Source organism: Alteromonas salexigens (assembly GCF_025628895.1).
GTDB lineage: Bacteria > Pseudomonadota > Gammaproteobacteria > Enterobacterales > Alteromonadaceae > Alteromonas > Alteromonas salexigens.
On record NZ_JAOTJC010000011.1, the window covers coordinates 155915 to 180859 of the forward strand.

Annotated in this window: 19 protein-coding genes; 3 read left to right on the plus strand and 16 right to left on the minus strand. The window is 53.8% G+C overall.

Annotated features, from left to right (window positions below):
- Window positions 1-29 precede the first annotated feature (29 nt).
- From OCL06_RS12720 to gltB, 11 genes are all read right to left on the minus strand, one after another.
- Window positions 30-1352: an NAD(P)/FAD-dependent oxidoreductase gene (locus OCL06_RS12720; protein WP_262995121.1), complete on the minus strand. Its 1323-nt coding sequence runs from the start codon at window positions 1350-1352 to the stop codon at window positions 30-32.
- The gene (locus tag OCL06_RS12725) at window positions 1349-1933 is read right to left on the minus strand and encodes a GNAT family N-acetyltransferase (RefSeq protein WP_262995123.1); all 585 of its coding nucleotides are present in this window, start codon (window positions 1931-1933) and stop codon (window positions 1349-1351) included. Before OCL06_RS12725 ends, OCL06_RS12720 begins: the two co-directional genes overlap by 4 nt.
- Entirely contained in the window at window positions 1914-2312 is a 399-nt protein-coding gene (locus OCL06_RS12730; RefSeq protein ID WP_262995125.1) for a DUF2721 domain-containing protein, read from the minus strand. The genes OCL06_RS12725 and OCL06_RS12730 overlap by 20 nt, the downstream gene beginning before the upstream one ends.
- Window positions 2313-2394: 82 nt before the next feature.
- The gene (locus tag OCL06_RS12735) at window positions 2395-2799 is read right to left on the minus strand and encodes a rhodanese-like domain-containing protein (protein WP_262995127.1); all 405 of its coding nucleotides are present in this window, start codon (window positions 2797-2799) and stop codon (window positions 2395-2397) included.
- A 92-nt stretch (window positions 2800-2891) separates the two neighbouring features.
- A complete protein-coding gene (locus OCL06_RS12740) occupies window positions 2892-3725 on the minus strand; it encodes a helical backbone metal receptor (protein ID WP_262995130.1) in 834 nt (277 codons plus the stop codon).
- Window positions 3722-4687 (minus strand): cobalamin biosynthesis protein CobD/CbiB, encoded by a 966-nt coding sequence (locus OCL06_RS12745; RefSeq protein WP_262995132.1) that lies wholly within the window; start codon window positions 4685-4687, stop codon window positions 3722-3724. Before OCL06_RS12745 ends, OCL06_RS12740 begins: the two co-directional genes overlap by 4 nt.
- 11 nt (window positions 4688-4698) lie before the next feature.
- Complete coding sequence (locus OCL06_RS12750) at window positions 4699-5412, minus strand: 5'-methylthioadenosine/adenosylhomocysteine nucleosidase (protein ID WP_262995134.1); 714 nt, start codon at window positions 5410-5412, stop codon at window positions 4699-4701.
- Between the two features lie 170 nt (window positions 5413-5582).
- Window positions 5583-6167 carry a DUF2726 domain-containing protein gene (locus tag OCL06_RS12755; RefSeq protein WP_262995136.1) on the minus strand — a complete coding sequence of 195 codons (585 nt, stop codon included), beginning with the start codon at window positions 6165-6167 and terminating at the stop codon, window positions 5583-5585.
- A 175-nt stretch (window positions 6168-6342) separates the two neighbouring features.
- Window positions 6343-6756 (minus strand): hypothetical protein, encoded by a 414-nt coding sequence (locus OCL06_RS12760; RefSeq protein ID WP_262995137.1) that lies wholly within the window; start codon window positions 6754-6756, stop codon window positions 6343-6345.
- Between the two features lie 217 nt (window positions 6757-6973).
- The gene (locus OCL06_RS12765) at window positions 6974-8389 is read right to left on the minus strand and encodes a glutamate synthase small subunit GltD family protein (protein ID WP_262995138.1); all 1416 of its coding nucleotides are present in this window, start codon (window positions 8387-8389) and stop codon (window positions 6974-6976) included.
- A gap of 14 nt (window positions 8390-8403) precedes the next feature.
- Entirely contained in the window at window positions 8404-12870 is a 4467-nt protein-coding gene (gene gltB / locus OCL06_RS12770) for a glutamate synthase large subunit (protein WP_262995139.1), read from the minus strand.
- A 553-nt stretch (window positions 12871-13423) separates the two neighbouring features.
- Here gltB and arcB point away from each other — a divergent pair.
- Genes arcB through OCL06_RS12785 form a run of 3 tightly spaced genes read left to right on the plus strand, consistent with a single transcriptional unit; the run spans window position 13424 to window position 17917 of the window.
- Entirely contained in the window at window positions 13424-15778 is a 2355-nt protein-coding gene (gene arcB, locus OCL06_RS12775; RefSeq protein ID WP_262995140.1) for an aerobic respiration two-component sensor histidine kinase ArcB, read from the plus strand.
- A gap of 16 nt (window positions 15779-15794) precedes the next feature.
- Entirely contained in the window at window positions 15795-16334 is a 540-nt protein-coding gene (locus OCL06_RS12780) for a PH domain-containing protein (protein ID WP_262995142.1), read from the plus strand.
- Entirely contained in the window at window positions 16331-17917 is a 1587-nt protein-coding gene (locus OCL06_RS12785; RefSeq protein WP_262995144.1) for a PH domain-containing protein, read from the plus strand. Before OCL06_RS12780 ends, OCL06_RS12785 begins: the two co-directional genes overlap by 4 nt.
- Window positions 17918-17985: 68 nt before the next feature.
- On the opposite strand, the gene prpF is transcribed toward OCL06_RS12785, so the two are convergent.
- The 5 genes from prpF to OCL06_RS12810 all read right to left on the minus strand — a co-directional run bounded on the left by prpF (window position 17986) and on the right by OCL06_RS12810 (window position 24694).
- Complete coding sequence (gene prpF / locus OCL06_RS12790; protein ID WP_262995146.1) at window positions 17986-19164, minus strand: 2-methylaconitate cis-trans isomerase PrpF; 1179 nt, start codon at window positions 19162-19164, stop codon at window positions 17986-17988.
- A 102-nt stretch (window positions 19165-19266) separates the two neighbouring features.
- On the minus strand, window positions 19267-21867 hold the full coding sequence (gene acnD, locus OCL06_RS12795; protein WP_262995149.1) for a Fe/S-dependent 2-methylisocitrate dehydratase AcnD: 2601 nt from the start codon (window positions 21865-21867) through the stop codon (window positions 19267-19269).
- A 62-nt stretch (window positions 21868-21929) separates the two neighbouring features.
- Window positions 21930-23054, minus strand: coding sequence for a bifunctional 2-methylcitrate synthase/citrate synthase (prpC, locus tag OCL06_RS12800; RefSeq protein WP_262995151.1), 1125 nt, complete (start codon window positions 23052-23054; stop codon window positions 21930-21932).
- A gap of 75 nt (window positions 23055-23129) precedes the next feature.
- Entirely contained in the window at window positions 23130-24008 is an 879-nt protein-coding gene (gene prpB, locus OCL06_RS12805) for a methylisocitrate lyase (protein ID WP_262995153.1), read from the minus strand.
- A 17-nt stretch (window positions 24009-24025) separates the two neighbouring features.
- Window positions 24026-24694, minus strand: coding sequence for a GntR family transcriptional regulator (locus OCL06_RS12810; RefSeq protein WP_262995155.1), 669 nt, complete (start codon window positions 24692-24694; stop codon window positions 24026-24028).
- Between the last annotated feature and the right edge of the window lie 251 nt (window positions 24695-24945).

Genomic DNA, 24945 nt, shown 5'->3' on the forward strand with positions numbered 1-24945 from the left:
AGCGGCTTTTTTGTTGTGCTTAAAAGGTTTTATTCGGCCAGGGCTGCCCAGGCATACAGGGTATGCAGCGCTACCCGGCGCAGACCGGCAAAAGGATAGCGGGGAAGTTCGCTATTATATACCGGCAAAGAGGTGTCCAGCGATTCGCCTAGCATTTTCTGTGCTAGCCGGGTGCCGGCCAGGGCGGCAAATGACACCCCGGAGCCACAGTAGCCCATGGCGTACCCCAGGGTATTGCTGCTGTCCGTTACAACCCGGGGCAAACTGTCCAGCGCTACGCTGACCCAGCCGTTCCAAAAATAATCTACTGAGGCGCTGGCCAGCGCCGGGAAGCTTTCAAGCATGGCTTTGCGCAGGCGCGCCTGGGACGCCGGATCGCCTTTGCCACTGCCGTTCACTGCGCCGCGCCCGCCAAATAGCAGGCGACCGTCTGGTAATACCCGGTAATAGTATTTCATCATCCGGGTGTCCATCATCGTCATGGGCTGGGTCAGGCGGGTCGCCACCCGCTGCTCGGCGGTAAGGGGGGAGGTAACCAGAATGCTCGACTGTACCGGGAACTGCTTATTATCGACCAGCGGATGCAGCTTTTTGGGGGAATAAGCGTTCGAGGCAATAATCACCCGCTCAGCGTGGACCTCAGCCTGTGGCGTATGCAGCACATAGCCGGACGGCTGACTGGTGATACCGGTCACCGGACTGTGGCTGAAAATCTTTGCCCCTTGTTGCTCGCAGGCGGCGGCATAACCGTTCACTAGCTTTAGCGGGTGCAGAGCAAGACCGTCCTGCTTTACGGCGCCGTGAGCCTTTTTGATATCCAGAATTTCTGCCAGCGCCGGCGGGGCTAAATAGGTTTCTTTGCTGTCGAACTCAAACTGATTGATGCGCTGCGTCCGCTTGAGATTAGCAGCCTGTTTTACATTATGGGCAATTTTCAGATAGGGCCCATACTGCATGTCACAATCGATTTTATAATTTTGAACCCGCGACTCAAGCAGCGAGACTGCACGCGCAAACTCGTCGCGCATGCCCACAGCCACCGGGTGACTCCACTTACTGGCGATGGCGCTCAGGGAATAACGCCCCGTTCCTTTAAGGACGAACCCGCCATTACGTCCCGCACACCCGAAGCCCACCTGGTTTGCATCTAACACCGTGACCTGCTTGCCGGCTTCGGCCAGAGTCAGGGCTGCCGACAGGCCGGTATACCCGGCACCGATCACGGCATACTCGGTTTGCAGCTTATCCTGCAAGGGGCGGGCAGGGTAGGCAGGCGCTGTAGCCTGCCAGTAACTGTCAGGTACTGCGGTATCTGCCGCTACGTGAGGCTGAATTAGGGGGTCGTAGCTCACGAAAAGACCAGCATCATCTCTGCGCCTTCACATTCGCAATACTGGGGGCAGACCGGGCAGTTATAACCTTCATGCACCGACTCGTAGTGCCATTTACGCGGATGCTTTTTGATAAGTTTGCCACCGTTTTTACTAAAGTAGCGATAGGCGCTGTTGCCCGGGCTATTCAGCCAGATATGGGCAAGACCGGCCTCTGCGCCCTGCTGTTTCGCTGAGTTGACTGACAGCGTCAGCATCTTACTGCCAATGCCACAACCCTGCATGGCGGGATCCACGGTGTTGCACTTAAAGTAACACACCCGGTCCGAGTTAACTGGCCACAGCTCAGGTGAGCACCATTTATCTTGCTGCCATTGTGAATGCGCCCAGGTAAGACGAAAGCCCACCACTTTATTCTGATACAGGGCAACCCAGCTGGCATTAATATCATTGTGAAAACTTCGTCGGTGCATTTCGGCGAGACTTCCCATTGACAGATAACCGTCACCTTGTACCGCATTGCCGAGCTCTACCACGCCGGCAAAATGCGAGGTGTCGAGTTCTGTATAGGTAATTGCTGCTTTATCTATTTTTGCTGTCATCTTTTTTCAACCCATCCAGGTGAACATCCAGCGCTTCAACGGAAATCAGAATTTCTCTGACTGACATCCATAAAGAATACAACAGAGCCACCAGACTGGCGGCAAACACCCAGTTACCTACTTGCTGATAGGTAAGATAGATAGCCAGCATGGAAACCACGCACAGAAAAAAGCTGGAGACGCCGGCTATTTGCATACGTTTAATTAATTGGATGCGCAGACGCAGATTCTTAATTTGTGCCTGCGTGTTTTCGTCCCAGTTCTGGTCGGCGAAGTTCCTGATAATGGTAGCCAGAGTCAGAAACCGGTTGGTATAAGCCAATAGCAATAACGAAATCGCCGGAAACAGCATTGCTGGTGTGGCAATGTCTATCTTCATGTTGTTATCTCAACGCGTGAAGCGGAAAACCCGCAGTTTAACAAAGAACAAGCGGAAATGTCGCGCTGTGAACGGACGACTCTCACATACGGGTGACCGGCAGGTTTGCTTCATTCCAGCCCAGCATATCGCCTTCCAGACCCCGTAATGCGCTGAAATTGTATTGTTCCAGCACCTGCATGGCCATGCTTGCCCGTCTGCCGGAGCGGCAGTATACGATGACGGGTTTGTCCTGCCACGCTGCCAGCTCACTGAGGTAATCGGTAATTTGCTCATGTGGCATATTGATCGCGCCGGGTATGTGACCTTCCGCAAACTCTTGTGGGGAGCGTACATCAATTAACAGCCAGTCGTTATTTTTCACTCGCTCCAGCACAAAGGGGGACGCGGTTACCGTCTCCGGTGCGCGTGCCGTCGCCGAATAATGCCAGCCCGCCAGGGTAATAAATAGCAGGCCAATCAAACCCAGAAATACGACTAAACGCATGATGAACTCACTGTTAACGAATAAAAAAGCGGGTTGCGGAAACCTCTTTGCACTCTTTGTTAGTGTAGAGGAATAAAGGGGTCAAGCAATTTTTATTCAGGGGCAGGTGGCTCCGCGCTGGCAGACCCTATGGCCTGGCATACACGCTCAAGTTCCGGCAGTAACCGTAAAGTAAAACGGGACAGGACATCCGGATCGGCCTGAATTAGGGGCGCGTTTAATACTCCATTGTGGGGTTCCCAGAATGCCGCCGCACTCGCCGGGGGGATCGCTTGTGCGGCTATCAATACTGCGGGCTGACGCTTTAACACTTCCTGCAGAGACACTTGTGGATAATCGGTGGGGGCATCAGCAAACAGCGTTTGCGCACCACACACGTTTAACAACTGATTTGCCCATGCACCTGGGCCCACGGTCATCAGCGGAGAGGTCCATGAATAATAGAATACCGGTGTTAATGGACGACGGGTGTACTGTTCTTTAAGGGTGTTCAGGCGAGCAAGAAACTGTTCCGCCAAACGCTTGCCGCGGTGTGCGACGCCCAGCGTCTCTGCCAGTGCCTGCAGTTCACGGGCAATGTCAGCGGGCCGTGCGGGGGAGGAGACAAATACCGGGTAACCTAATGCACGTAGACGGGATATATCCTGCGGCTTATTGCCACCCTGCCACGCCAGCACCAGGTCTGGCTGCAATGCCATTAATGCTTTAAAATTGATGCCCTGGTAGTCAGCTACCTCAGGCAGCGTCCCGGCTTGGGCAGGAAAATCAGAATACGCACTCACCCCCACCAGATTCGCCTGCATATCCAGCGAATATACCCACTCAGTAAGGTGAGGGGCAAGGGTAACAATGCGTGCAGGGGCGGTGGCCGCATGGCTGCCAACGCATACCAGACATACCCAGCAAGCCAGCATCATGCGCTTCATGGCACTGACACCTGACCGGTGATGGCCGCCAGAACGGTGAGGGTAAGTAATGCCAGGCTGGCTACCAGGATCCCGGCACGGGTAATCGCCCGCCGGCAATACACCATATCTGAATATTTCACGTCACGGGCGCCACCTACCCGGGGGGGAGTGGTTTTGCGGCCTGCGTAAAAAGCCGGCCCACCCAGCCTGATATGATTGCCGCCTGCAAATGCCGCCAGCAACAATGATGTGCGATCCCGGGCGGGTGCGTTTTTTAATGCTTTGAGGGCGCTGCCACCTGCGGTTACCACTAACATACACAACGCACCAATTAGTGACGGCAGCAGGTGCATTAGCCGCACTAACTTGCGTACCGGCATGCCAAAATGCTGATATCCGGCCCGACGCGGGTGCCACTGCCAGGAGAGTAGCAACAGTAGCCGGTAAGTCAGTGCGGCAATGGGGCCGGCCAGTAAGAACCAGAATATTACCGCCACATAATGATAATAAAACTTCAGTAACAGGGCTTCGATAGCCGCTTTAGCAATACCGATATCGGTTAGCCGGTCACAGTCCCGTAACACCATGTAACCCACCGATTCCCGGCTCAGTGTTTTTTTGTTTTTCCCTACGCTATTGAGCACCTGACGGAAGCGGTAGCGTTCGTGGTTATAGTCCAGCACAGCCACCAGGATCACGGCTTCAAAAAATACCGGATATTCGGCCAGGTATACCAGTAGCCCCAGCAAGCTGACTAATGGTACCACTACCACCACCGCGGCCAGGGTGCCAGAAATGTAATGTTGCATGGGGGCGTGGTTGGCCCCGGGTAACACCTTGTCACCCATGCGGGCAGCCAGTAGCTGCATCAGGGTTAACGGGTGATAGGCGGCCGGCCAGCGCCACACCGCGTCAGCCACGATGGCCATCAGCAAAATGACCAGTGACGAAAGTACCGAGTGGGTTAACAGCGCTTCCATTCGTGGCAGGCTCAGCGCAGGCGGGTAGCCAGCTGGTTAATCATTTCCATCACCAGTTGCGCAGAATGTTTAGCTGCGGTTTCCAGATATTCGGTAAACGATACCGTTGAGGTTTTACCGGCGATATCTGACAACGAGCGGATCACCAGGAAGGGTACCTGCAGCATATGGCAGGTTTGCGCGATAGCGGCACCTTCCATTTCCACCGCACTCATGGCCGGAAACTTTTCACGCAATACGGCGACCGCCTCGTCCGAGCCGATAAAGGCATCGCCGGTACAGATAAGTCCACGCACGTGTTGCAGGTCGGGCAGGGTTTCAGCCGCCGCTTCGGCGGCTTCCACCAGGACGGGCGCAGCAGTGAACGACGCGGGCAGGCCACCCGCAGGTTGTCCCAGCTCGTAGCCAAAGTGGGTCAGGTCAACATCATGATGTTTGATTTCGCTGCCAATCACTAAATCGCCAATGGTCAGGCTGGTGTCAAAGCCGCCGGCGGAACCGGTGTTTACCACAAAGTCGGGGTTAAAGCGCTCGATCAGTGCGGTGGTCGCTAAGGCGGCGGCAACTTTACCGATCCCGCACTTCACCAGCACCACATTCATGCCGTGCAGGGTGCCCCGATAAAAGGTGAGGTGGGCCCATTGCGATTCTTCGAGGTTATCCAGAGATGCTTTAAGCAGCGCAACTTCTTCGTCCATTGCGCCCAGGATGCCAATTGTCGTCATGCCAGTGTTCCTGTGGGTATGTGCTGTCCGCCTGAGGCTGTCAGGCTAAGCCTTTGTCTGATAAAGAAAGGCGCTATTGTACTGGCAAATGCCGGAAACTGACAGGTGCAGCTAGAGTAGGAAAGGAAAAAGGTGCACAGGACAGGGGGCGTCGCTGTGCACCAGAAAAATCAGGCCGCTGCTTTGCTCGAGCGCAGTGGGCGGGTAGGACGCGACGGGCGCGGTGGATTATGAGTTGGCGTCTGCGCGACACGCTGTTGCATGCGCCGATAAGGCAACAGCTTGGTTTCGATGCATTCGCGAATGTCTTCTACGCTGTAGCCGGATTTAACTTTGATACGGGCATGAGGGACGCCGGCAGCATCGAGGGCGCCGGACACAAACCAGTCACGCTGGCTTTTATAACCGTCTTTACCCTGACTGTGGACCAGGTCGATGGCCATGATCGGGCTCATATCCTGCTTATCGCACAATACGAAATCCAGTTGTCGTGAGGCCGCCCGGGACAACGCCGCGTTCGCCTGTTTACGGTTTTTCTGGTGGCGGACCTGCAGAACATCACTCAGACGCACCCGACACACTATCCTGAACTCGTGGCCCACGGCCTGTTCAATCAACTTTAAAAATGTCTGTTCAGCAGGAGTAAACAGGGTGGTCTTGCGTTTAAACGGGAACGCCATTCCCTGATCAACCAGTTTCATGGCGCCAATTGCCACAACAATTAATAACATCAACAGAATCAATGCCAATTCCATAATGAGCCTCACATTCACCATTGAAAGCCCACCGGGTGTCATAAAAATGACGCTTGCCAGTGGGGATGTTTATTTCAATAGGATGTTTGCAAAGGCAGTGCCAGATTCACGCGAAGATATATTGTCGGTTTGCCGGCACAACGAATGAGCCGTGGGGCAATGGCATATTGCAGTGTTAGCTTTCGGCGGCCACCAGAATATCGATTTGTGCACCGTCGCCGTCAGGTGATACGACGACACGGATTGCATTATTGCTGGAGACCAGCAGCGTGCGCTGGTTAAAGGTGCTGTGAACCGCGAGAGCCGGCATGGTCTGCTGTAATTGCCGGACTACATCGGTGTGACCCTGAGCCATGAAAAACACCATGCTGGCGGGTAACGTACGGCTCTCGGTCTGCGTGTCGAAAAGCTGACATTGTTTGGCTGCCTGCGGTATGCGCAGACTGAAAAACTCCACCGGACAAGGGACGTCAGCCGGGCGCTCTAATGTATTGGCAACTGACACTGTGTCGGCAACCGCCCATTGCGAAAACAGCATAGCGATGGCTGTCAGTCCGCCTTGAAGAAATCCAGTCCGGTTGATTTTCATAACCTGTTACCTTGAAGTCAGCTCAGTTCAGGCAGTAGCACGCCTGTCAGTCAATAAATCAATAGTAGTGCGAGGGAAGGAGAAAGACAATGGCACCAGGGCCGGGAAAGGTATTGCCTATACCGGGTAGGTATATTGCCGGTTATTCAACGGTGTGCCGGCATAGAAAAACGGGAGGCGTGAGCCTCCCGTTATGTCTGGTTGCTAAAGAGGACTGTTACACGCCGATATAATCCATAATACCATCAGCGGCTTTGCGGCCTTCATCGATTGCGGTTACCACCAGATCACTGCCACGCACCATGTCACCGCCCGCGAAAATTTTCGGGTTGGTAGTTTGGTAAGCAAACTTCCCTTTTGAGGGGGCGACCACCCGGCCTTTTTCATCCAGAATGATGCCATAATCGGCAAACCAGGGCGCCGGACTGGGCTGAAAACCAAACGCGATAATCACCGCGTCGGCCTCAAGTACGTGTTCAGAGCCTTCAACTTCCACCGGGCGTCGGCGACCGTTGGCATCTGGTGGACCCATTTCCGTGCGCACCAGTTTGACGCCGGCCGCCCGGCCATTGTCATCAACGGCAATATCCAGCGGTTGCAGGTTAAACTTAAATTCCACACCCTCTTCCCGGGCATTGACCACTTCCCGGCGAGAACCGGGCATGCTTTCTTCATCCCGTCGATAGGCACAGGTCACACTGGCTGCGCCCTGACGAATTGAGGTGCGCACACAGTCCATGGTGGTGTCGCCGCCACCCAGGACCACCACATGCTTACCCTTCATATCAATGAAGTCGGCAGGATCTTTTTCCAGGCCCATGGTGCGGTTGGTGTTGGCAATCAAAAACGGCAGGGCTTCATATACCCCTTCCACATGCTCGTTATCGAACCCGCCCTGCATGGATCTGTAGGTGCCCATGCCCAGGAATACGGCATCGTGTTTGTCGATTAGCTCTTCAAACGGGATGTCCTTACCAATTTCTGTATTCAATACAAACTCAACGCCCATCTCGGTGAAAATTTCCCGGCGCAGCTTAATGACGTCCTTTTCCAGCTTGAAGGACGGAATGCCAAAGGTCAGCAGACCGCCAATTTCCTCGTATTTGTCGTACACCACGGGCGTCACGCCGTTGCGTATCAGTACGTCTGCACAGGCGAGGCCAGCCGGACCGGCGCCGACAATCGCTACCTTTTTATCGGTTTTGATAACATCGGATAAATCCGGTCGCCAGCCCATTTTAAATGCTGTGTCAGTAATATATTTTTCAATACTCCCGATGGTGACCGCACCGAAATCGTCATTCAGCGTACATGCGCCTTCACACAGGCGGTCCTGCGGGCAGACCCGGCCACAGACTTCCGGCAGGCTATTGGTTTTATGGGACAGCTCGGCCGCTTCTATAATGCGGCCTTCGTTCGCCAGATCCAGCCACTGCGGAATGTAGTTATGTACCGGACATTTCCATTCGCAATAGGGGTTGCCGCAGTCAAGACAGCGGTCGGCCTGACCTTCGGTCTGGGACTGTGATAACGGCTGATAGATTTCCGCAAATTCAGATTTGCGTACCACAATCGGCTTTTTCGGTGGATCAATGCGTTCAACATCGACAAACTGATAGACATTCTTTGCCATAAACTTTTCCCCCTCTATTGCGCCTGAACGCGCAATTCTGCGCTGGAACGGCTAATGTGACCCAGCAGGTTTTTAACATCGCTGGTTTTGGGTTTTATGAGTTTGAAACGCTCTACTGACACAGCAAAATCGGTCAGTAGCGAGAGCGAGTGCTCACTACCAGTTTCCTCATAATGCTGGTTTATCAGGCCGCGTAAATGCTCGGCCAGAATCACCTTGTCAGTGATACCCATTACCTCCACCAGCTCGCCGTTCACCCGGTTCGCCAGATCCCCTTTGTCGTCCAACAGGTACGCAAAGCCACCGGTCATGCCGGCGCCGAAGTTAACTCCGACTTCACCGAGCACCGCAACAATCCCGCCGGTCATGTATTCACAGCCGTTGTCGCCAATACCTTCGACCACCGCTATTGCGCCAGAATTGCGCACGGCAAACCGTTCTCCGGCCCGTCCAGCGGCAAATAACTTGCCGCCGGTGGCTCCATACAGACAGGTGTTGCCCATGATGGCACTCTGGTGAGCATCGTAGCTGATATTTTGCGGTGGGTGGATGACCAGTTTGCCGCCGGTCATGCCTTTCCCTACGTAGTCATTGGCGTCACCAATCAGGCGCATATGCAAACCGCCGGCATTCCACACGCCAAAACTTTGACCGGCAGTACCAGTAAGTTCAACCTCCACCGGGGCATCTTCCATATCGTGATTGCCATGATGCTTGGCAATTTCGCCAGACAACAACGCGCCCACAGAACGATCTGTATTGCGGATGGGGTAGGCCAGTCTGATCCCAGAGCTGTGTTTCACAGCGTCCCGCGCATCGTCCAGCATTTTTGCATTAAGCACGCCTTTATCGACCGGTGCATTCGTGGTTTGTGAACAGAATAAACGGGTATGCTCACCGGGCTTAGGTGCCACCAGCAGCGGCGAGAGGTCCAGCCGGCTCTGTTTCGCCGTAATGCCCTCCAGGGGCTTCAGCAACTCAGTGCGCCCCACCAGCTCGTCAAATTTGCGCACGCCCAGCGCGGCCATGATTTCCCGTACTTCCTGAGCAATGAACTTAAAGTAATTCATCACCATTTCCGGCAGGCCGATGAAATAATCATCCCGCAGTTTTTGATCCTGAGTGGCAACCCCGGTCGCGCAATTGTTGAGGTGACAGATACGCAGATATTTACAGCCCAGTGCCACCATGGGACCAGTGCCAAAACCAAAGCTTTCGGCGCCCAGGATACCGGCCTTAACCACATCCAGTCCGGTCTTCAGGCCACCATCGGTTTGCACCCGCACTTTGTGCCGCAAGCCATTTTCAATCAGCGCCTGCTGGGTTTCGGCCAGGCCAAGCTCAAACGGACTGCCCGCATATTTTACTGAAGTGAGCGGACTGGCACCGGTGCCGCCGTCATAGCCTGACACCGTGATAAGGTCAGCATACGCTTTTGCTACGCCTGTCGCGATGGTGCCCACACCGGGCTCCGATACCAGCTTCACTGAAATCAGCGCGGTGGGATTTACCTGTTTCAGGTCGAAGATCAGCTGAGCCAAATCCTCAATGGAATAGATATCGTGGTGAGGCGGTGGCGAAATCAGGGTAACCCCGGGCACGGAGAATCGTAGCTGGGCAATGTATTTATTGACCTTATCCCCGGGCAGCTGACCACCCTCGCCGGGCTTAGCGCCCTGTGCCACCTTAATCTGGATGACAGTGGCGTTAACCAGATAATGCGGCGTAACACCAAAGCGGCCAGACGCCACCTGCTTAATTTTAGAGTTTTTCTCGGTACCGAAACGGGAGGGATGCTCACCGCCCTCGCCGGAGTTCGATTTTCCGCCCAGCCGGTTCATGGCAATAGCCAGCGCTTCGTGGGCTTCCGGACTCAGAGCCCCAATCGACATCGCAGCAGTGTCGAAGCGGGGAAACAGGTTCTCTTCCCCTTCAACTTCGCTAACATCAATGGCATCCTGCTGCGGCGTCAGGGTAAGCAGATCCCGTAGATGCGCCGGGTCGCGCTCGTTCACCAGATTTGCAAAAACCTGATAGTCCTCGTACTTGCCAGAGACCACCGCTTTTTGCAGTGAAGTCACCACATCCGGATTGTACGCATGGTATTCGCCGTCGTGGACATACTTAAGCAGCCCCCCGTGCTGAAGCTTTTTGCGCTTCAGCCAGGCGATACGATTGAGGTTGATGATATCCTGCTCGAAATCATCGAACCCCGCGCCCTGAATGCGCGACGGGATCCCCTTAAAGCACAGCTCAGTAACGTTCTGGTTAATGCCTACTGCCTCAAACAGCTTGGCGCTGCGGTAACTGGCAACGGTGCTGATACCCATTTTCGACATGATCTTATACAGGCCTTTGTTAATCCCCTTGCGGTAGTTCAGGGTGGCCTGCATGGCGGAGATATCCAGCTCGCCTTTTTCGCATAGCTGTTCAATGGTTTCATAAGCCAGGAATGGATAAATGGCTGTCGCTCCCAGGCCAATCAATACCGCAAAATGATGCGGGTCCCGGGCACTGGCGGTTTCTACCACAATATTGGCGTCGCAGCGCAGGGCTTTATCTACCAGCCGGCGCTGTACGGCGCCCACTGCCATAGCGGCAGGTACCGTCAGGCGGTTGGGTTTAATATTCCGGTCGGACAACACCACAAAGGCCGCACGCTTCTGTTTCACCAGGTATTCCACCTCGTTACAGATCCGTTCTATAGCCTTTTTCAGTCCTTCTTCCTGTGCGTATTGCAGCTCTACCACTTCGGAGTAGTAGTTGTCAGGATTGAATTCCCGCAACTGCTTAAGATCCGTGTACATCAGGACCGGGCTTTCAAACAGTACCCGATCTGCGTAACCCGAGGTCTCACTGAACACGTTTTGCTCACGCCCAATACAGGTGGCCAGTGACATCACGTGGTTTTCCCGTAGTGGATCGATAGGTGGGTTGGTTACCTGGGCAAATTGCTGGCGGAAATAGTCGTAAATTGTGCGCTGGCGGGATGACATGACTGCCATAGGGGTGTCGTCACCCATCGAGCCCACCGCTTCCTGGCCGTCTTTGGCCAGCACTTTAATGATTTGCTGTATTTCCTCATAGCTGTAATTAAACAGTTTATGGTACACAGCCATGGTGTCGTCATTAAACACCCGCTGGCCAATCAGCGAGGCGTCCATTTTTTCAATCGGCGTGAGTCGACGAATATGTTTATCCAGCCACTCCTGATAAGGATGGCGATCTTTCAGTTCGTCATCAATTTCGGTAGAGCGCCAGATTTTGCCCGTGTAGGTATCCACGGCCAGCATCTCACCGGGGCCCACCCGGCCTTTTTCAACCACATCTTCGGGTTTGTAATCCCAAATCCCCACTTCCGAGGCCAGTGTGATGAAATTGTTTTTGGTGATCACATAGCGGGCCGGACGCAGGCCGTTGCGGTCCAGGTTACAGGCCACGTGACGGCCATTGGTTAATACAATACCGGCCGGGCCATCCCAGGGTTCCATATGCATGGAGTTAAATTCGTAGAACGCCCGCAGGCTGTCATCCATGGTTTTGTTATTCTGATACGCCGGCGGCACCAGCAAACGCATAGCGCGAAACAAGTCCATGCCACCGGCAAGGAACAGCTCAAGCATGTTATCCAGTGACGATGAGTCAGACCCGTGGGTGTTTACAAAGGGCGCTGCATCTTTCAGATCGGGAATAAGCGGTGTGGCAAACTTGGATATACGCGCCAGCGACCAGTCACGGTTGCCTTTGATCGTATTGATTTCACCATTGTGGGCAAGGAAACGGAATGGTTGTGCCAGCTCCCACCGTGGCAGGGTGTTGGTAGAGAAACGCTGGTGGAATACACAGATAGCACTTTGCATGCGCTCATCTGCCAGATCAGCATAAAAGGCCGGCAGATCTTTGGGCATGACCAGCCCTTTATAGATGGTCACCAGACCAGATAAACAGGCAACATAGAAATCGGGATCGTCTTCCAGTCGCTTTTCGGCGCGACGACGGACCATATAAAGGCGCCGCTCAAGATCCCGCTTACGCCAACCGGCAGGAGCATTCACAAATACCTGTTCAATTTGTGGCACGCCTGTCAGTGCAAGCTCACCGAGCACGCTATTGTCCACCGGCACTTTGCGCCAGCCAACCACAGCCAGCGTCTCTTTTTCCAGTTCTTCGTTAAGCACATCCCGTGCTTTCTGAGCCAGCGTGTCCTCCTGACTCAGGAAAATCATACCTACGCCATATTTTTTACTTAGCTTCCAGCCATTCTCTGCGGCAATGGCGTGAAAAAAGGCATCTGGTTTTTGTAACAGCAACCCACAGCCGTCGCCGGTTTTACCATCGGCGGCAATACCGCCCCGGTGTTCCATGCGATCGAGCCCATGAATGGCGGTCTTCACCAATTGATGACTGGCTTCCCCGTGAGTGTGGGCAATCAGGCCAAACCCACAGTTATCCCGGGAATCGTTGGGATTGTATAAACTCATCTCTTAACTCCTTCAACCTTTGACTGGGCAAGGTACGTGTTGCGTGTAGATGCGTCCTGGGGGCACATCACAACATTGTCAGACGTCTTCTTAAGGCAGGGTATTCCGGCATCCCGCGTCTTTGTTGTCGTTAATTATTCTTAGAGGATTCCAGTCGTGTACCGCATTTTTATGCATTATTGCGTTGCGGGTTGTACAAAATAACCAGATTGGAAAATAAAATCAAACGGTAATCTAGCTACAGAATGTTGCAATCATGTTAAACCACTAAAAATGCTAACAAAGTAGGCGGTTGCGAAAAGGTGTGAGTGGTAATCATTTTGAGTTGATTTAATTTTCTACAGCAGTTTTAGTGGATTTATCCTAATTTCTGAAATTAAGTTACAGTTTTTATTTGAATAAGTATTCATCTGGTTTGCGCGCTTATGCTGTCGGTGCCGGTGTGGGGCAGGCTGATATCCGGCCAGGAGTCATCGTGGCTGACGTAGCAAGTCGTTTGCCTGGTGGGCAAACCCTGCTAGGATAATCGCCACGTTTATTTGTTGTTATACCTATGCATTCAGATACCCCCAACGATTCATGGGCCATTCGCTTTGCCCAGTTTGTACAGCGTTTCGGCACGATTAAGCTAAGCGTTTTGTTTGTTGTCCTGACGCTGTTTTTCACGCTGGGCGGTTCCTACGTCATTCGTGTTTCGATGGGCAGTCAGGTGGACCCGGATGACTTTATCAGCGCGGTGGTGCTGACCATGTTAAGTGCACCCTGGGTGTTATATTTCTTTAGTGAGCTGGTAAAGCAACTGGAAAACTCCCGGACGAACCTGAAAGAGGTGGTGAGTCAGCTTGAGCGCCTGCGCGAAGAGGATGTTTTTCTTAACCGGGAGCTGCAAAGCAATATTCGTCAGCTCAATCACGAAATAGAGCAACGAAAGCATGCTCAGGAGGAGCGCGAAGCTGTATTTAAAGATCTGGAAAAGGAAATTCAGGACAAATCGGAACAGGAAGAACAGGCCAGACGCTTATCCACTTTGTTGCGGTCTATTATTGATGCCTCGCCAGATTTGATTTACTACCGCAATGAAGAAGGGCGCTTCGCCGGGTGTAACCGGGTAGCCGAAATGATGACCGGTAAAACCGAAGAAGAGTTACTGGGTCTCACGCCACATGACGTTTATGAAGAGGATCTCGCCCGTCAGGTTGTCGAAAGCGACCAGGAAGTGCTGGAAACCAATGCCAGTATTACCGATGAATTGTGGTTACGGTTTGCCGATGGCCGCCGTCGCTACTTCGAAATGCGGCGGGTGCCGTTTTTCGATAAAAACGGTAATCGCCTGGGGCTGCTTGCTTTTGGCCGGGATATGACGGAACGCAAACAGGCAGAAAGTGCGGCCGAAAAAGCCAATACTGACAAGACCCGCTTTATTGCCACCATCAGTCATGAACTGCGTACCCCACTGAACGGTATCGTCGGGTTAAGCCGGATGTTGCGCGATACCGAGTTGTCAGAGGAACAATTCAACTGGGTAAGTACAATTTACGCCAGTGCCATCACGCTGGGCAACATATTTAACGACATTATTGACTTAGACAAGCTCGACCGCGATAAGCTGGAACTGAGCCTGAAGGTGGTTTCGCTGAAAGACTTCACCGAAGAACTGAGCAGCATCATACGTTTGCTGGCACAGGATAAAGCGCTGGAACTGCGCACCACCATCAACGAGCCGTTGCCACAGCTGGTGGAGGTGGACGGCACACGTCTACGGCAAATTTTATGGAATATCCTGTTCAACGCCGTGAAGTTCACGCAAAAGGGCCATGTGAGTCTCAGCGTGTCAGCCACCCGCCCCAATAACGACATCAGTCTGGTGACCTTTGTGGTGGAAGACACCGGCGTGGGTATCCCGGAAGAGGAAGTGGATAAAATCTTCGCCATGTATTACCAGGTGGATCATCCCGACCATCAGTCAGCCACGGGAACCGGCATTGGGTTGGCTATCTGTAAGCAGATGGTTGATTTGATGCACGGTGATATCCGGGTTACCAGCAGAGTAGGCCGGGGCACACGGTTTGAAATCGAGCTGCCGTTACAAATTTCTACTAAACCCATGCAGTCGGCGAAACTGCAGGTGTCGGGTCTGAAAATCCTGTTGGTCGAAGACATTGAGCTTAACGTCATGGTCGCCAAGGCACTGTTAGAAAAACTCGGCCAACAGGTTGATGTAGCAATGACCGGGCAGGACGCCATCGATAAGGCCAGGGCTACCCAGTACGACCTCATCCTGCTGGATATTCAGTTACCCGATATGACCGGTTTCGATGTGGCGTCTACACTGCATGAAGAAGATCTGGTGATGCAGACCCCCATTGTGGCGCTCACCGCGAATGTGATTAAGAAGCGCGAAGAGTATCTGCAAAATGGCATGGATGATGTCATCGCCAAACCCATCAAAAAAAGCCGGGTAATTGAAGTATTTAACGAGCTTTTCAGTGAGCCTGACGCTGCGCCTGGTAGCGACGAGGAGGAACAGAAGCCCGACACAACGAAAGCGCTGACCACCATACTTGATATGGATTTACTGCAAATGCTGGTGGATACGATTGGTGAGGATATGGTGCGTGCCAGCGTAAAAGTATTCCAGGATAAAGCGCCGGAATACCTGGAAATCCTGGTGCTGAGCCTGAGTGCCGACGAAAAGGACGATGTGTGCGCAGAAGCGCACAAAATCAAAGGCGCGGCGGGCTCGGTGGGGTTATCCCGGGTACAGCGAATTGCCAATCAAATTCAGCAGGGCGATCACCCCGCCTGGTGGCAAAATGTCCATGACTGGGTAGAAGAGCTGCAGATGGCCATGCAGCACGATCTGAAAGCGTTGCATGACTGGCTTAACGAGCAAAATATTGACGACTGATAAGGAAACGAGGCAAGTGGATCCCACAACCTATACCAACCAGCCAGTGGCCCTTGCCGCACTGCCTGACATCCGTGAACTTGAGACTGTGCCCATTTCACCCCGTTACCGGATCCTCAATCTGTTAACCTGGGCGGCGATTATGTTAGGACTATGTCTGATCCTCAGTGCGCTGCGTTTTCAGCCCTGGTTTACGCCGCCTGAGCCGTTTATATTGGCCTACCCGGTTGCCATAGGCATTATTATCAGCGTGGGGCTGGTGAATCTTGTTTATCACTGGCTGGCAGATCCGTTGATACGCTACGCGGTTCGCGAACAGGATCTGGTGTTACAGCGTGGGCTGTTCTTTCGCGTGTTGGTTTGCCAGCCTATTCTGCGCGTACAGCATATTGAGCTAAAACGCGGCCCGCTGGAGCGCCTCGCCGGCCTTGCCCGGCTGCAAGTGTTTTCAGCGGGGGGCAGCGCTCATACCTTCGAGGTCCCCGGGCTCACCCCTCGTCGTGCTGCGCAACTGCGCCAGTTTATACTGGATCATAAAGAGCTGGACGCACGGTGAGCACAGTCAATACAGAAACCCGGCCCGCCGAGGGCGCTAATACCAGTCAGGTGGATAACGGTGATAGCTGGCGTCGTTTGTCCCCGGTTTCCATCGTTTACTTCACCACCAGTAACCTGAAAAAGCTGGCCCAGTTCCTTATCTATGTAGTACCTGCGCTGGCGGTGAGTGCCAACGTGCTCGATTTACAAAATTCGCCTTATACGGTGCCGGTTTTGATCCTGGTGTTAACGGGGCTGTCACTGAGTGGGGTGGTGAGCTATCTTTTCTACCGTTTTCGCGTCCACGATCAGCATGTGGAAATTCGTGATGGGGTATTTCATCGCCGGCACGTAAACCTGCCCTTCTGGCGCATACAGAACGTTAAGATTGAGCAGCCGCTGTACTACCGGCCGATGCAGTTTGCGCTGGTGGTTCTGGATACGGCGGGCAGTGCCGAAGAAGAAGCCAGAATTGTGGCTGTTCCTCACGCTTACGCCCAACAGCTGCGTAAGCAGGTATTAGCCTGGCATCAAAGCCCGGCGACCCCGGCGCAGCACGAGACTGCCGTGACCAGTAGCACGCCGGTCAGTGAGCCCGGGGAAGAAGTGCTCAACCGGCGCTCTATTGGTGATCTGGTTATTCACGGTATTACCAACAACCGCGTGTGGATATTGCTCGGTGCCGCCGCGCCCTTCTATGACACCATCTCCACCCGGGCGGCCGAATGGCTGGGCGCGCGGGGCTTGCAGCTCGGCCAACTGGCAGGGGAGCAGACCTTCGCCTGGTGGCAGCTGACACTTTATGTGATCAGCTTTGTAACCATTATCATGGCGATAATTGCGCTGTTGTCAGTAGGGGGAGCCCTGCTGACCTTCTATGACTATACCCTGAGTCGTCACCATGACCGTTACATTCGCCGCAGCGGGTTACTGAATAAGCAGGAAGTCAGCATGCGCCATTCGCGTATTCAGCTGGTACGGGCGAAGCAAGACTGGCTGGATATGTTGCTTAAGCGGGTAAATTTGTATTTTGAACAGAATACCTCGACGGCGCAGCAGCATGCCGACCTGATGTCGCCCAACAAGTTGCTGGTTCCGTCGGTGACGGTCGCCGAAACCCGGGAGCTGGTTGAGCAAGCCATGCCGGATAGCCGGATGTATCAGAAAGAGTATGAGGGTATCAGTCTGCGCTATCTGATGCACTGGCTTGGCGTATGGATCTGGCCACCCACAATCCTGGCTCTGTCTGCTTTGGTGTTTTTGCAGGTATGGGATGCCGCGGCTATTTTGCTTACCCTGTCACTGGTGATCAGCGGTTTGCTGTGGTTGCGCTGGTGGCGTTGGGGGGTAGCCTGCGATAAACGGTATATGTATGTGCGCAGTGGACGGCTTGGTGTGGACTACCAGTGTTTTGAATTATATAAAGCACAACAGGTCACGGTGGTGCAAAGTGTACTCATGGCCCGGGCAGGCGTGGCGACGTTGAAAGTAGTATTGGCGAGTGGGCAGGTGACGGTGCCGTTCCTGCCCGTCACCACCGCTAACCGGTTAGCGAATATCTTGCTCGACAGCGCTGAACGCAGCCGCAAGTCATGGATGTGATAGGCAATAAGCCAGGTTTTGCCGGCAGCCGGGCCAGCTTTGCCCACAGCTGACCCGGCCTGGGCTGATCAGACGCTGTCTGCCGGGACCCGGACCCAGCCTTCCATTAAGATCCGTGCAGATCTGCTCATCACGGCCTTGGTGACCTGCCAGCTTTCTCCCTGTGCTACCGCTTCGGCTCCCACCCGCAGTGAACCGGAAGGGTGGCCGAATACCACGGCCTTGCGCTCGCCGCCGCCGGCGGCGCGGTTGACCAGTGTGCCGGGAATAGCTGCGGCGGTGCCAATGGCGACTGCCGCTGTGCCCATCATGGCGTGATGAAGTTTGCCCATCGACAGCGCCCGCACTGACAGGTCAATGTCCGCCGCCAGTACGTCTTTGCCACTGGACGCCTGGTAATTGCGTGGGGGCGCCACCATGGCCACCTTGGGGGTATGCTGCCGGGCAGCTGCCTCACCCACATCATTAATTAAGCCCATCTTTACCGCGCCGTGCGCACGAATTGCTTCAAAGCGCGCCAGTGCGGCCGGATCTTCATTAATATCGCCCTGCAGCTCGGTACCGGTATAACCGAGATCCTGAGCCTGAATGAAGATAGTTGGAATACCGGCATTGATCATGGTAGCTTCAAACGTGCCGACATCAGGCACCTCAAGCTGGTCTACCAGGCGACCGGTAGGGAACAACGCCCCGTCACCGTCTGCGGGATCCATAAACTCGACCTGCACTTCGGCCGCGGGAAAGGTTACGCCATCTAATTCAAAATCGCCGGTCTCCTGTACCTCACCGTTGGTGATAGGGACGTGGGCGATAATGGCTTTCTGGATATTCACTTGCCAGATACGTACCACCGCTATGCCATTGTCGGGAATGCGGTCGCGGTCGACCAAACCATTGTTGATAGCGAACGCGCCTACCGCGGCAGTTAAATTGCCACAGTTGCCGCTCCAGTCGACAAAGGGCTTATCAATGGCCACCTGTCCAAACAGGTAATCGACGTCAAAATCCTGGTGGTCACTTTTGCTGAGGATCACCGTTTTACTGGTACTGGAAGTTGCACCGCCCATGCCATCGGTGTGCTTCTGGTAAGGGTCCGGGCTACCGATAACCCGTAACAGTAATGCGTCTCTGGCGGGTCCTGGCTGCTGCGCTTGCTCAGGTAAGTCCGCCAGGTTGAAAAATACGCCCTTGCTGGTGCCGCCACGCATGTAAGTAGCCGGGATCCGAATTTGTGGTGCATGTGCCATCGCAAATACTCTCACTGAATGGGCAGCCGATAGGGGCTGCCGGGTAAAAAAAGCGCCAGCGCTTTCGCGGCCAGCGCTATATCGTGGTGCCGTAACGGCGATTTACTGAGTTACTTCCTCAGCTTCAAGGAAGTCTTTGGCAAACCGCTGCAGAACACCGCCTGCTTCATAAATTGACAACTCTTCCTGAGTATCCAGACGGCAAGTTACCGGCACCTCTACGGTGTCGCCTGCCTGTGGATGGATGCGCAGTGTGAGGGTGGCGCCCGGTGCGGGTGAGCCCACTACATCGTAGGTTTCTGAACCATCCAAGCCCAGTGTTTTACGGGTAGTGCCGGGTTTAAACTCCAGCGGTAATACGCCCATCCCTATCAGGTTGGTGCGGTGAATACGCTCGAAACCTTCTGCAACAATCACTTCCACGCCGGCCAGCCGTACGCCTTTCGCCGCCCAGTCGCGGGAAGAGCCCTGACCATAATCTGCGCCGGCCACAATGATGAGGGGTTGTTTGCGCTGCATATAGGTTTCAATCGCTTCCCACATGCGTACCACTTTTCCTTCTGGCTCAAGACGGGCGAGGGAACCCTGCTTCACTTCCCCGTTTTCCACGACCATTTCGTTGTACACTTTGGGATTAGCCAGCGTGGCACGCTGGGCTGTCAGGTGATCGCCCCGGTGCGTGGCATAGGAATTGAAGTCCTCTTCTGGCAGACCCATCTTCGCCAGGTATTCACCGGCGGCACTGGTAGCCAGAATAGCATTGGACGGTGACAGGTGATCGGTGGTGATGTTGTCACCTAAAATCGCCAGTGGCCGCATGCCGGTCATGGTGCGCTCGGCATCCATAGCGCCTTCCCAGTAAGGGGGACGGCGAATGTAGGTGCTTTGCTCGCGCCATGCATACAGCGGATTGATGTGTTTACCGTAGTCCACGGCCAGGTCGAACATAGGTTCATACACTTTACGGAAGTGTTCTGGCTTAACACTTTGCGCCACGATAGCGTCGATTTCTTCATCTGATGGCCACAGATCTTTCAGCGTGACCGGATTACCTTGCTGGTCGGTGCCCAGTATGTCTTTTTCAATATCAAAGCGCACCGTACCGGCAATGGCGTAGGCCACCACCAAAGGCGGTGATGCTAAAAAGGCCTGTTTGGCATACGGGTGAATGCGGCCATCGAAGTTGCGGTTACCTGATAACACGGCCGTTGAATAAAGATCACGATCGATAATTTCCTGTTGGATGGCAGGATCTAACGCCCCGCTCATGCCATTACAGGTAGTACAGGCAAAGGCCACCACACCGAATCCCAGCGCTTCCAGCTCACTCATCAGGTTGGCTTCTTCCAGGTACAGTTTTACCGCCTTGGAACCCGGGGCCAGTGAGGTTTTCACCCATGGCTTGCGCATCAGACCACGTTGATTGGCATTGCGGGCCAGCAAACCGGCCGCAATCACATTGCGCGGGTTACTGGTATTGGTACAGCTGGTAATGGCAGCGATAATGACGGCGCCATCGGGCATGCTGCCATCTTCCGGGTTTTCTACTTCGCCGGCAATGCCGCGGGCGGCGAGATCACTGGTAGGTAAGCGCGCATGGGGATTAGACGGGCCGGCCATATTGCGGCCTACCGACGACAAGTCGAAGGTCAGCACCCGTTCGTATTCTGCCGTCGCAAGATCGTCTGCCCACAAGCCAGTATGTTTGGCATAATTTTCTACCAGTGCCACCTGGTCGTCTTCCCGACCGGTGAGCTTCAGGTAGTCTATGGTTTGCTCGTCAATGTAGAACATGGCCGCAGACGCACCATACTCCGGGGTCATATTAGAAATAGTCGCCCGATCACCCAGGGTCAGGTGGCGGGCGCCTTCGCCGTAAAATTCCAGGTACGCCGATACCACGCGTTCTTTGCGAAGAAACTCTGTCAGGGCCAATACAATATCCGTGGCGGTAATGCCTGGTTGTGGCTTGCCTGTGAGTTCAACCCCCACAATGTCGGGGAGACGCATATACGAAGCACGGCCCAGCATGACGCTTTCCGCCTCCAGGCCACCCACCCCAAGGGCGATGACACCGAGTGCGTCTACGTGTGGCGTGTGACTGTCGGTGCCGACCAGCGTATCGGGGAACGCCACGCCGTCGCGAGCCTGAATAACCGGCGACATTTTTTCCAGGTTAATCTGGTGCATGATGCCGTTACCGGGCGGGATCACATCCACATTCTTAAAGGCGGTTTTGGTCCAATTGATAAAGTGGAACCGGTCATCGTTGCGGCGGTCTTCAATGGCGCGGTTTTTTTCAAATGCATCTTTTTCAAAACCGGCATGCTCAACGGCCAGTGAATGATCCACGATCAGCTGCGTGGGTACCACTGGGTTTACTTTGGCCGGGTCACCGCCTTTTTCGGCAATGGCGTCGCGTAGTCCGGCCAGATCGACCAGCGCGGTTTGTCCCAGTATGTCGTGACACACCACCCGGGCTGGATACCAGGGAAAGTCGAGGTCACGCTTACGATAGATTAACTGTTTAAGTGAGTCGGTCAGCATCGCAGGATCGCAGCGTCTGACCAGGTTTTCGGCCAGCACCCGGGAAGTATATGGCAAGGTTTCGTAGGCACCGGGCTCGATGGCATTTACAGCTTCGCGGGTGTCAAAGAAATCCAGCTTGCTGCCGGGTAACGGTTTACGGTAATCGATATTCATGAGTGTCCCTTAATCTGCATGAAGGCCGGCCTGACATGCTCAGGCGGCCTTCATTGAGATTTTTAGTTACGGTCTTTGAGGGCGGGTACGCTACGCAGTTCTTCACCGGTATATTCCGCCGATGGGCGAATAATCCGGTTGTCGGCACGTTGCTCCATGACGTGAGCAGCCCAGCCAGTAAGACGTGACATGACGAAGATCGGCGTAAACAGCTTGGTGGGAATTCCCATAAAGTTGTAGGCAGACGCATGGAAAAAGTCGGCGTTACAGAACAGTTTTTTCTCCCGCCACATGACTTCTTCGCAGCGTACTGAAACCGGGTAAAGCACGTCGTCGCCCACGTCTTTGCTTAATTTCTCTGACCACATTTTGATAATTTCATTTCGCGGATCAGAGTCAGAGTAAATAGCATGACCAAAGCCCATGATTTTTTCTTTGCGGGCAAGTTTGCCCAGCATTTCTTCTTCTGCATGCTCAGGCGACGTAAAGCCTTCAATCATTTCCATTGCAGCTTCATTAGCGCCACCATGCAGCGGACCGCGCAGCGAGCCGATGGCACCGGTCACACACGAGTGCATATCGGACAGCGTGGAGGCACATACCCGCGCCGTAAACGTGGAGGCGTTAAACTCATGCTCGGCATACAGGATTAGTGAGACATGCATGACCTGGGCGTGCAATTCACTGGGCTTTTCGCCGTGCAGCATATGCAGGAAATGGGAGCCGATAGAGTCATCATCGGTTTCTACGTCAATTTTGACGCCATCGTGAGTAAACCGGTACCAGTAGCAAATAATACTGGGGAAGCACGCCAGCATACGGTCGGTGACATCCTGTTGCTGGTCAAAATTTTCTTCGGTTTCCAGATTGCCCAGCATTGAACAGCCGGTACGCAATACATCCATCGGGTGGGCGTCTTTAGGAATGCGTTCCAGCACATCTTTGAGCGCTTGCGGCAGGCCACGCAGGCTACGCAGGCGGGCCTTGTAGTCTGCAAGCTCTTGTTCGGTTGGCAGTTTGCCTTTCAGGATAAGATAGGCAACTTCCTCAAACTGACATTTCTCAGCCAGCTCTTTTACATCATAGCCCCGGTACGTTAGACCCGAGCCGGTAATGCCCACGGTAGACAATGCGGTTTTGCCGGCTACCTGGCCGCGCAGGCCTGCACCACTTAGTTGCTTCGCCATTAGGAGTTCTCCTGAATTCTGTATGTTGTAGAGTCGTAATTGTTATAACCGGCACCGGCGGGTGCCGGGTGTTTGTTATCTGTTTTTGCCCTGTTCGAACAGGTCATCGAGTTTCTTCTCGTACTCGTGGTAACCAAGGTAATCGTACAGTTCCATCCGCGTCTGCATCATGTCAGTGACGGCTTTCTGATCGCCCTGTTCCAGAATAGACTTATAAACGGTTTCTGCCGCTTTATTCATCGCCCGGAAAGCGCTTAGCGGGTATAGCACCATAGCCGCTCCCCAGTCACCCAGCTGCTGTTTATTCCACAGTTCGGTTTTACCAAACTCGGTAATATTAGCCAGAATAGGAACATCGAGGGCGTCGGCAAAGGCGCGGTAATGTTCTTCTGTTTGCACCGCCTCAGCAAAAATGCCGTCGGCACCAGCTGCCACGTAGGCCTTGGCGCGTGCGATTGCGGCATCCAGTCCTTCCTGCGCAAACGCATCAGTGCGTGCCATAATGAAAAAGTCCGGATCGGTACGGGCATCTACGGCCGCGGTGATGCGGTCTACCATTTCATCGGTAGATACAATGGCTTTGTTCGGTCGATGACCGCAACGCTTCTGAGCCACCTGATCTTCCATGTGCACGGCTGCTGCGCCGGCTTTTTCCATATCACGGATAGTTTTGGCAATATTGAAAGCGCCACCCCAACCGGTATCAATGTCTACCAGTAGTGGCAGATCACAAGCTGAGGTGATTCGCTGCACATCGGCAATGACGTCATTCAGCGATGTCATGCCCAGGTCGGGCAGGCCATACGAAGCATTGGCTACGCCGCCGCCAGACAAATAGATGGCCTGATGACCGATTGATTTCGCCATGATGGCGGTATAGGCATTAATGGTGCCGACAATTTGCAGCGGCTTGTTGTTCGCAAGCGCCTGTCTGAATTTTTTTCCTGCACTCATAGTAGGTCTCTTTTTCGTTAGGGTGAGAGATGACGTAATTTGTTTTCGATATTATTTTTTGAATAGAGAATGTGCCGGCGCATCAGCATTTCGGCCAGCTCTTCATCGCGGTTAGCAATGGCCTGGGCAATATTGCGGTGCTCGTCAAAGGCAGTGGTCACCCGCGGTCCGGCCATACCCAGTTGAACCCGGTACATTCGAACCAGATGATAAAGACCATCCACCAGTACCGCGATCAGGTGTTGATTGTTACTGCCAAGGATAATGCGATAGTGAAAGTCCACATCGCCCGCTTCCTGGTAGTAAGTTTCGCCGGTTTTCACCTTGTCAAAATGACTGTCCAGCAACGCCTGCAGATCTTGTACCTGCTGTTCACTCATGTTCTTCGCTGCCAGTCTGGCCGCCATGCCTTCGAGTGCCTCGCGAACCTGATACAGCTCAACCAGACCCTCGGGCGAAAGCGCTACCACGCGGGCGCCCACGTTGGCACGACGTTCTACAAGGTGACAACTCATCAGGCGGCTGATAGCTTCGCGGATGACCGCGCGGCTGACAGCGTATTTTGTCGACAACTCAGTTTCACTGAGTTTAGAGCCAGCGGGGATCAACCCTTCTACAATGTCCTTGCGTAATTGGAAAAACGTACGGTCAGCGTTAGTAACCGGTTGTTCGACAGCAAGTGACATAGTGAGGCAATTCTCTATAAGTATTCGAAGTGTCGACAATATAGTGATAATTCACGTCGCCGTCAATGTATACGGCTTGGATTGTCGACAACCTGTGGGGCTTGCTGATGTGGTATCCGGGGAGAAATATTGCGCGAGGGTAGGATTACAGAACTAAAAAAGCCGGGCAGGGCGCCTAATGCCGATCAGTTAAGAATTTAATGATCGGTTGACCGATCTTTTGAAGGGTTCAAAATCCGATATCAGTTTCT

Bases quoted from the DNA above. Each gene is read 5' to 3' on its own strand.
- OCL06_RS12810 (WP_262995155.1), bottom strand. From the start codon at position 24,694: ATGTCACTTGCTGTCGAACAACCGGTTACTAACGCTGACCGTACGTTT.
- OCL06_RS12740 (WP_262995130.1), bottom strand. From the start codon at position 3,725: ATGAAGCGCATGATGCTGGCTTGCTGGGTATGTCTGGTATGCGTTGGC.
- OCL06_RS12755 (WP_262995136.1), bottom strand. From the start codon at position 6,167: ATGGAATTGGCATTGATTCTGTTGATGTTATTAATTGTTGTGGCAATT.
- OCL06_RS12760 (WP_262995137.1), bottom strand. From the start codon at position 6,756: ATGAAAATCAACCGGACTGGATTTCTTCAAGGCGGACTGACAGCCATC.
- OCL06_RS12750 (WP_262995134.1), bottom strand. From the start codon at position 5,412: ATGACGACAATTGGCATCCTGGGCGCAATGGACGAAGAAGTTGCGCTG.
- prpF (WP_262995146.1), bottom strand. From the start codon at position 19,164: ATGGCACATGCACCACAAATTCGGATCCCGGCTACTTACATGCGTGGC.
- prpB (WP_262995153.1), bottom strand. From the start codon at position 24,008: ATGAGTGCAGGAAAAAAATTCAGACAGGCGCTTGCGAACAACAAGCCG.
- OCL06_RS12765 (WP_262995138.1), bottom strand. From the start codon at position 8,389: ATGGCAAAGAATGTCTATCAGTTTGTCGATGTTGAACGCATTGATCCA.
- OCL06_RS12745 (WP_262995132.1), bottom strand. From the start codon at position 4,687: ATGGAAGCGCTGTTAACCCACTCGGTACTTTCGTCACTGGTCATTTTG.
- prpC (WP_262995151.1), bottom strand. From the start codon at position 23,054: ATGGCGAAGCAACTAAGTGGTGCAGGCCTGCGCGGCCAGGTAGCCGGC.
- arcB (WP_262995140.1), top strand. From the start codon at position 13,424: ATGCATTCAGATACCCCCAACGATTCATGGGCCATTCGCTTTGCCCAG.
- OCL06_RS12730 (WP_262995125.1), bottom strand. From the start codon at position 2,312: ATGAAGATAGACATTGCCACACCAGCAATGCTGTTTCCGGCGATTTCG.
- gltB (WP_262995139.1), bottom strand. From the start codon at position 12,870: ATGAGTTTATACAATCCCAACGATTCCCGGGATAACTGTGGGTTTGGC.
- acnD (WP_262995149.1), bottom strand. From the start codon at position 21,867: ATGAATATCGATTACCGTAAACCGTTACCCGGCAGCAAGCTGGATTTC.
- OCL06_RS12725 (WP_262995123.1), bottom strand. From the start codon at position 1,933: ATGACAGCAAAAATAGATAAAGCAGCAATTACCTATACAGAACTCGAC.
- OCL06_RS12735 (WP_262995127.1), bottom strand. From the start codon at position 2,799: ATGCGTTTAGTCGTATTTCTGGGTTTGATTGGCCTGCTATTTATTACC.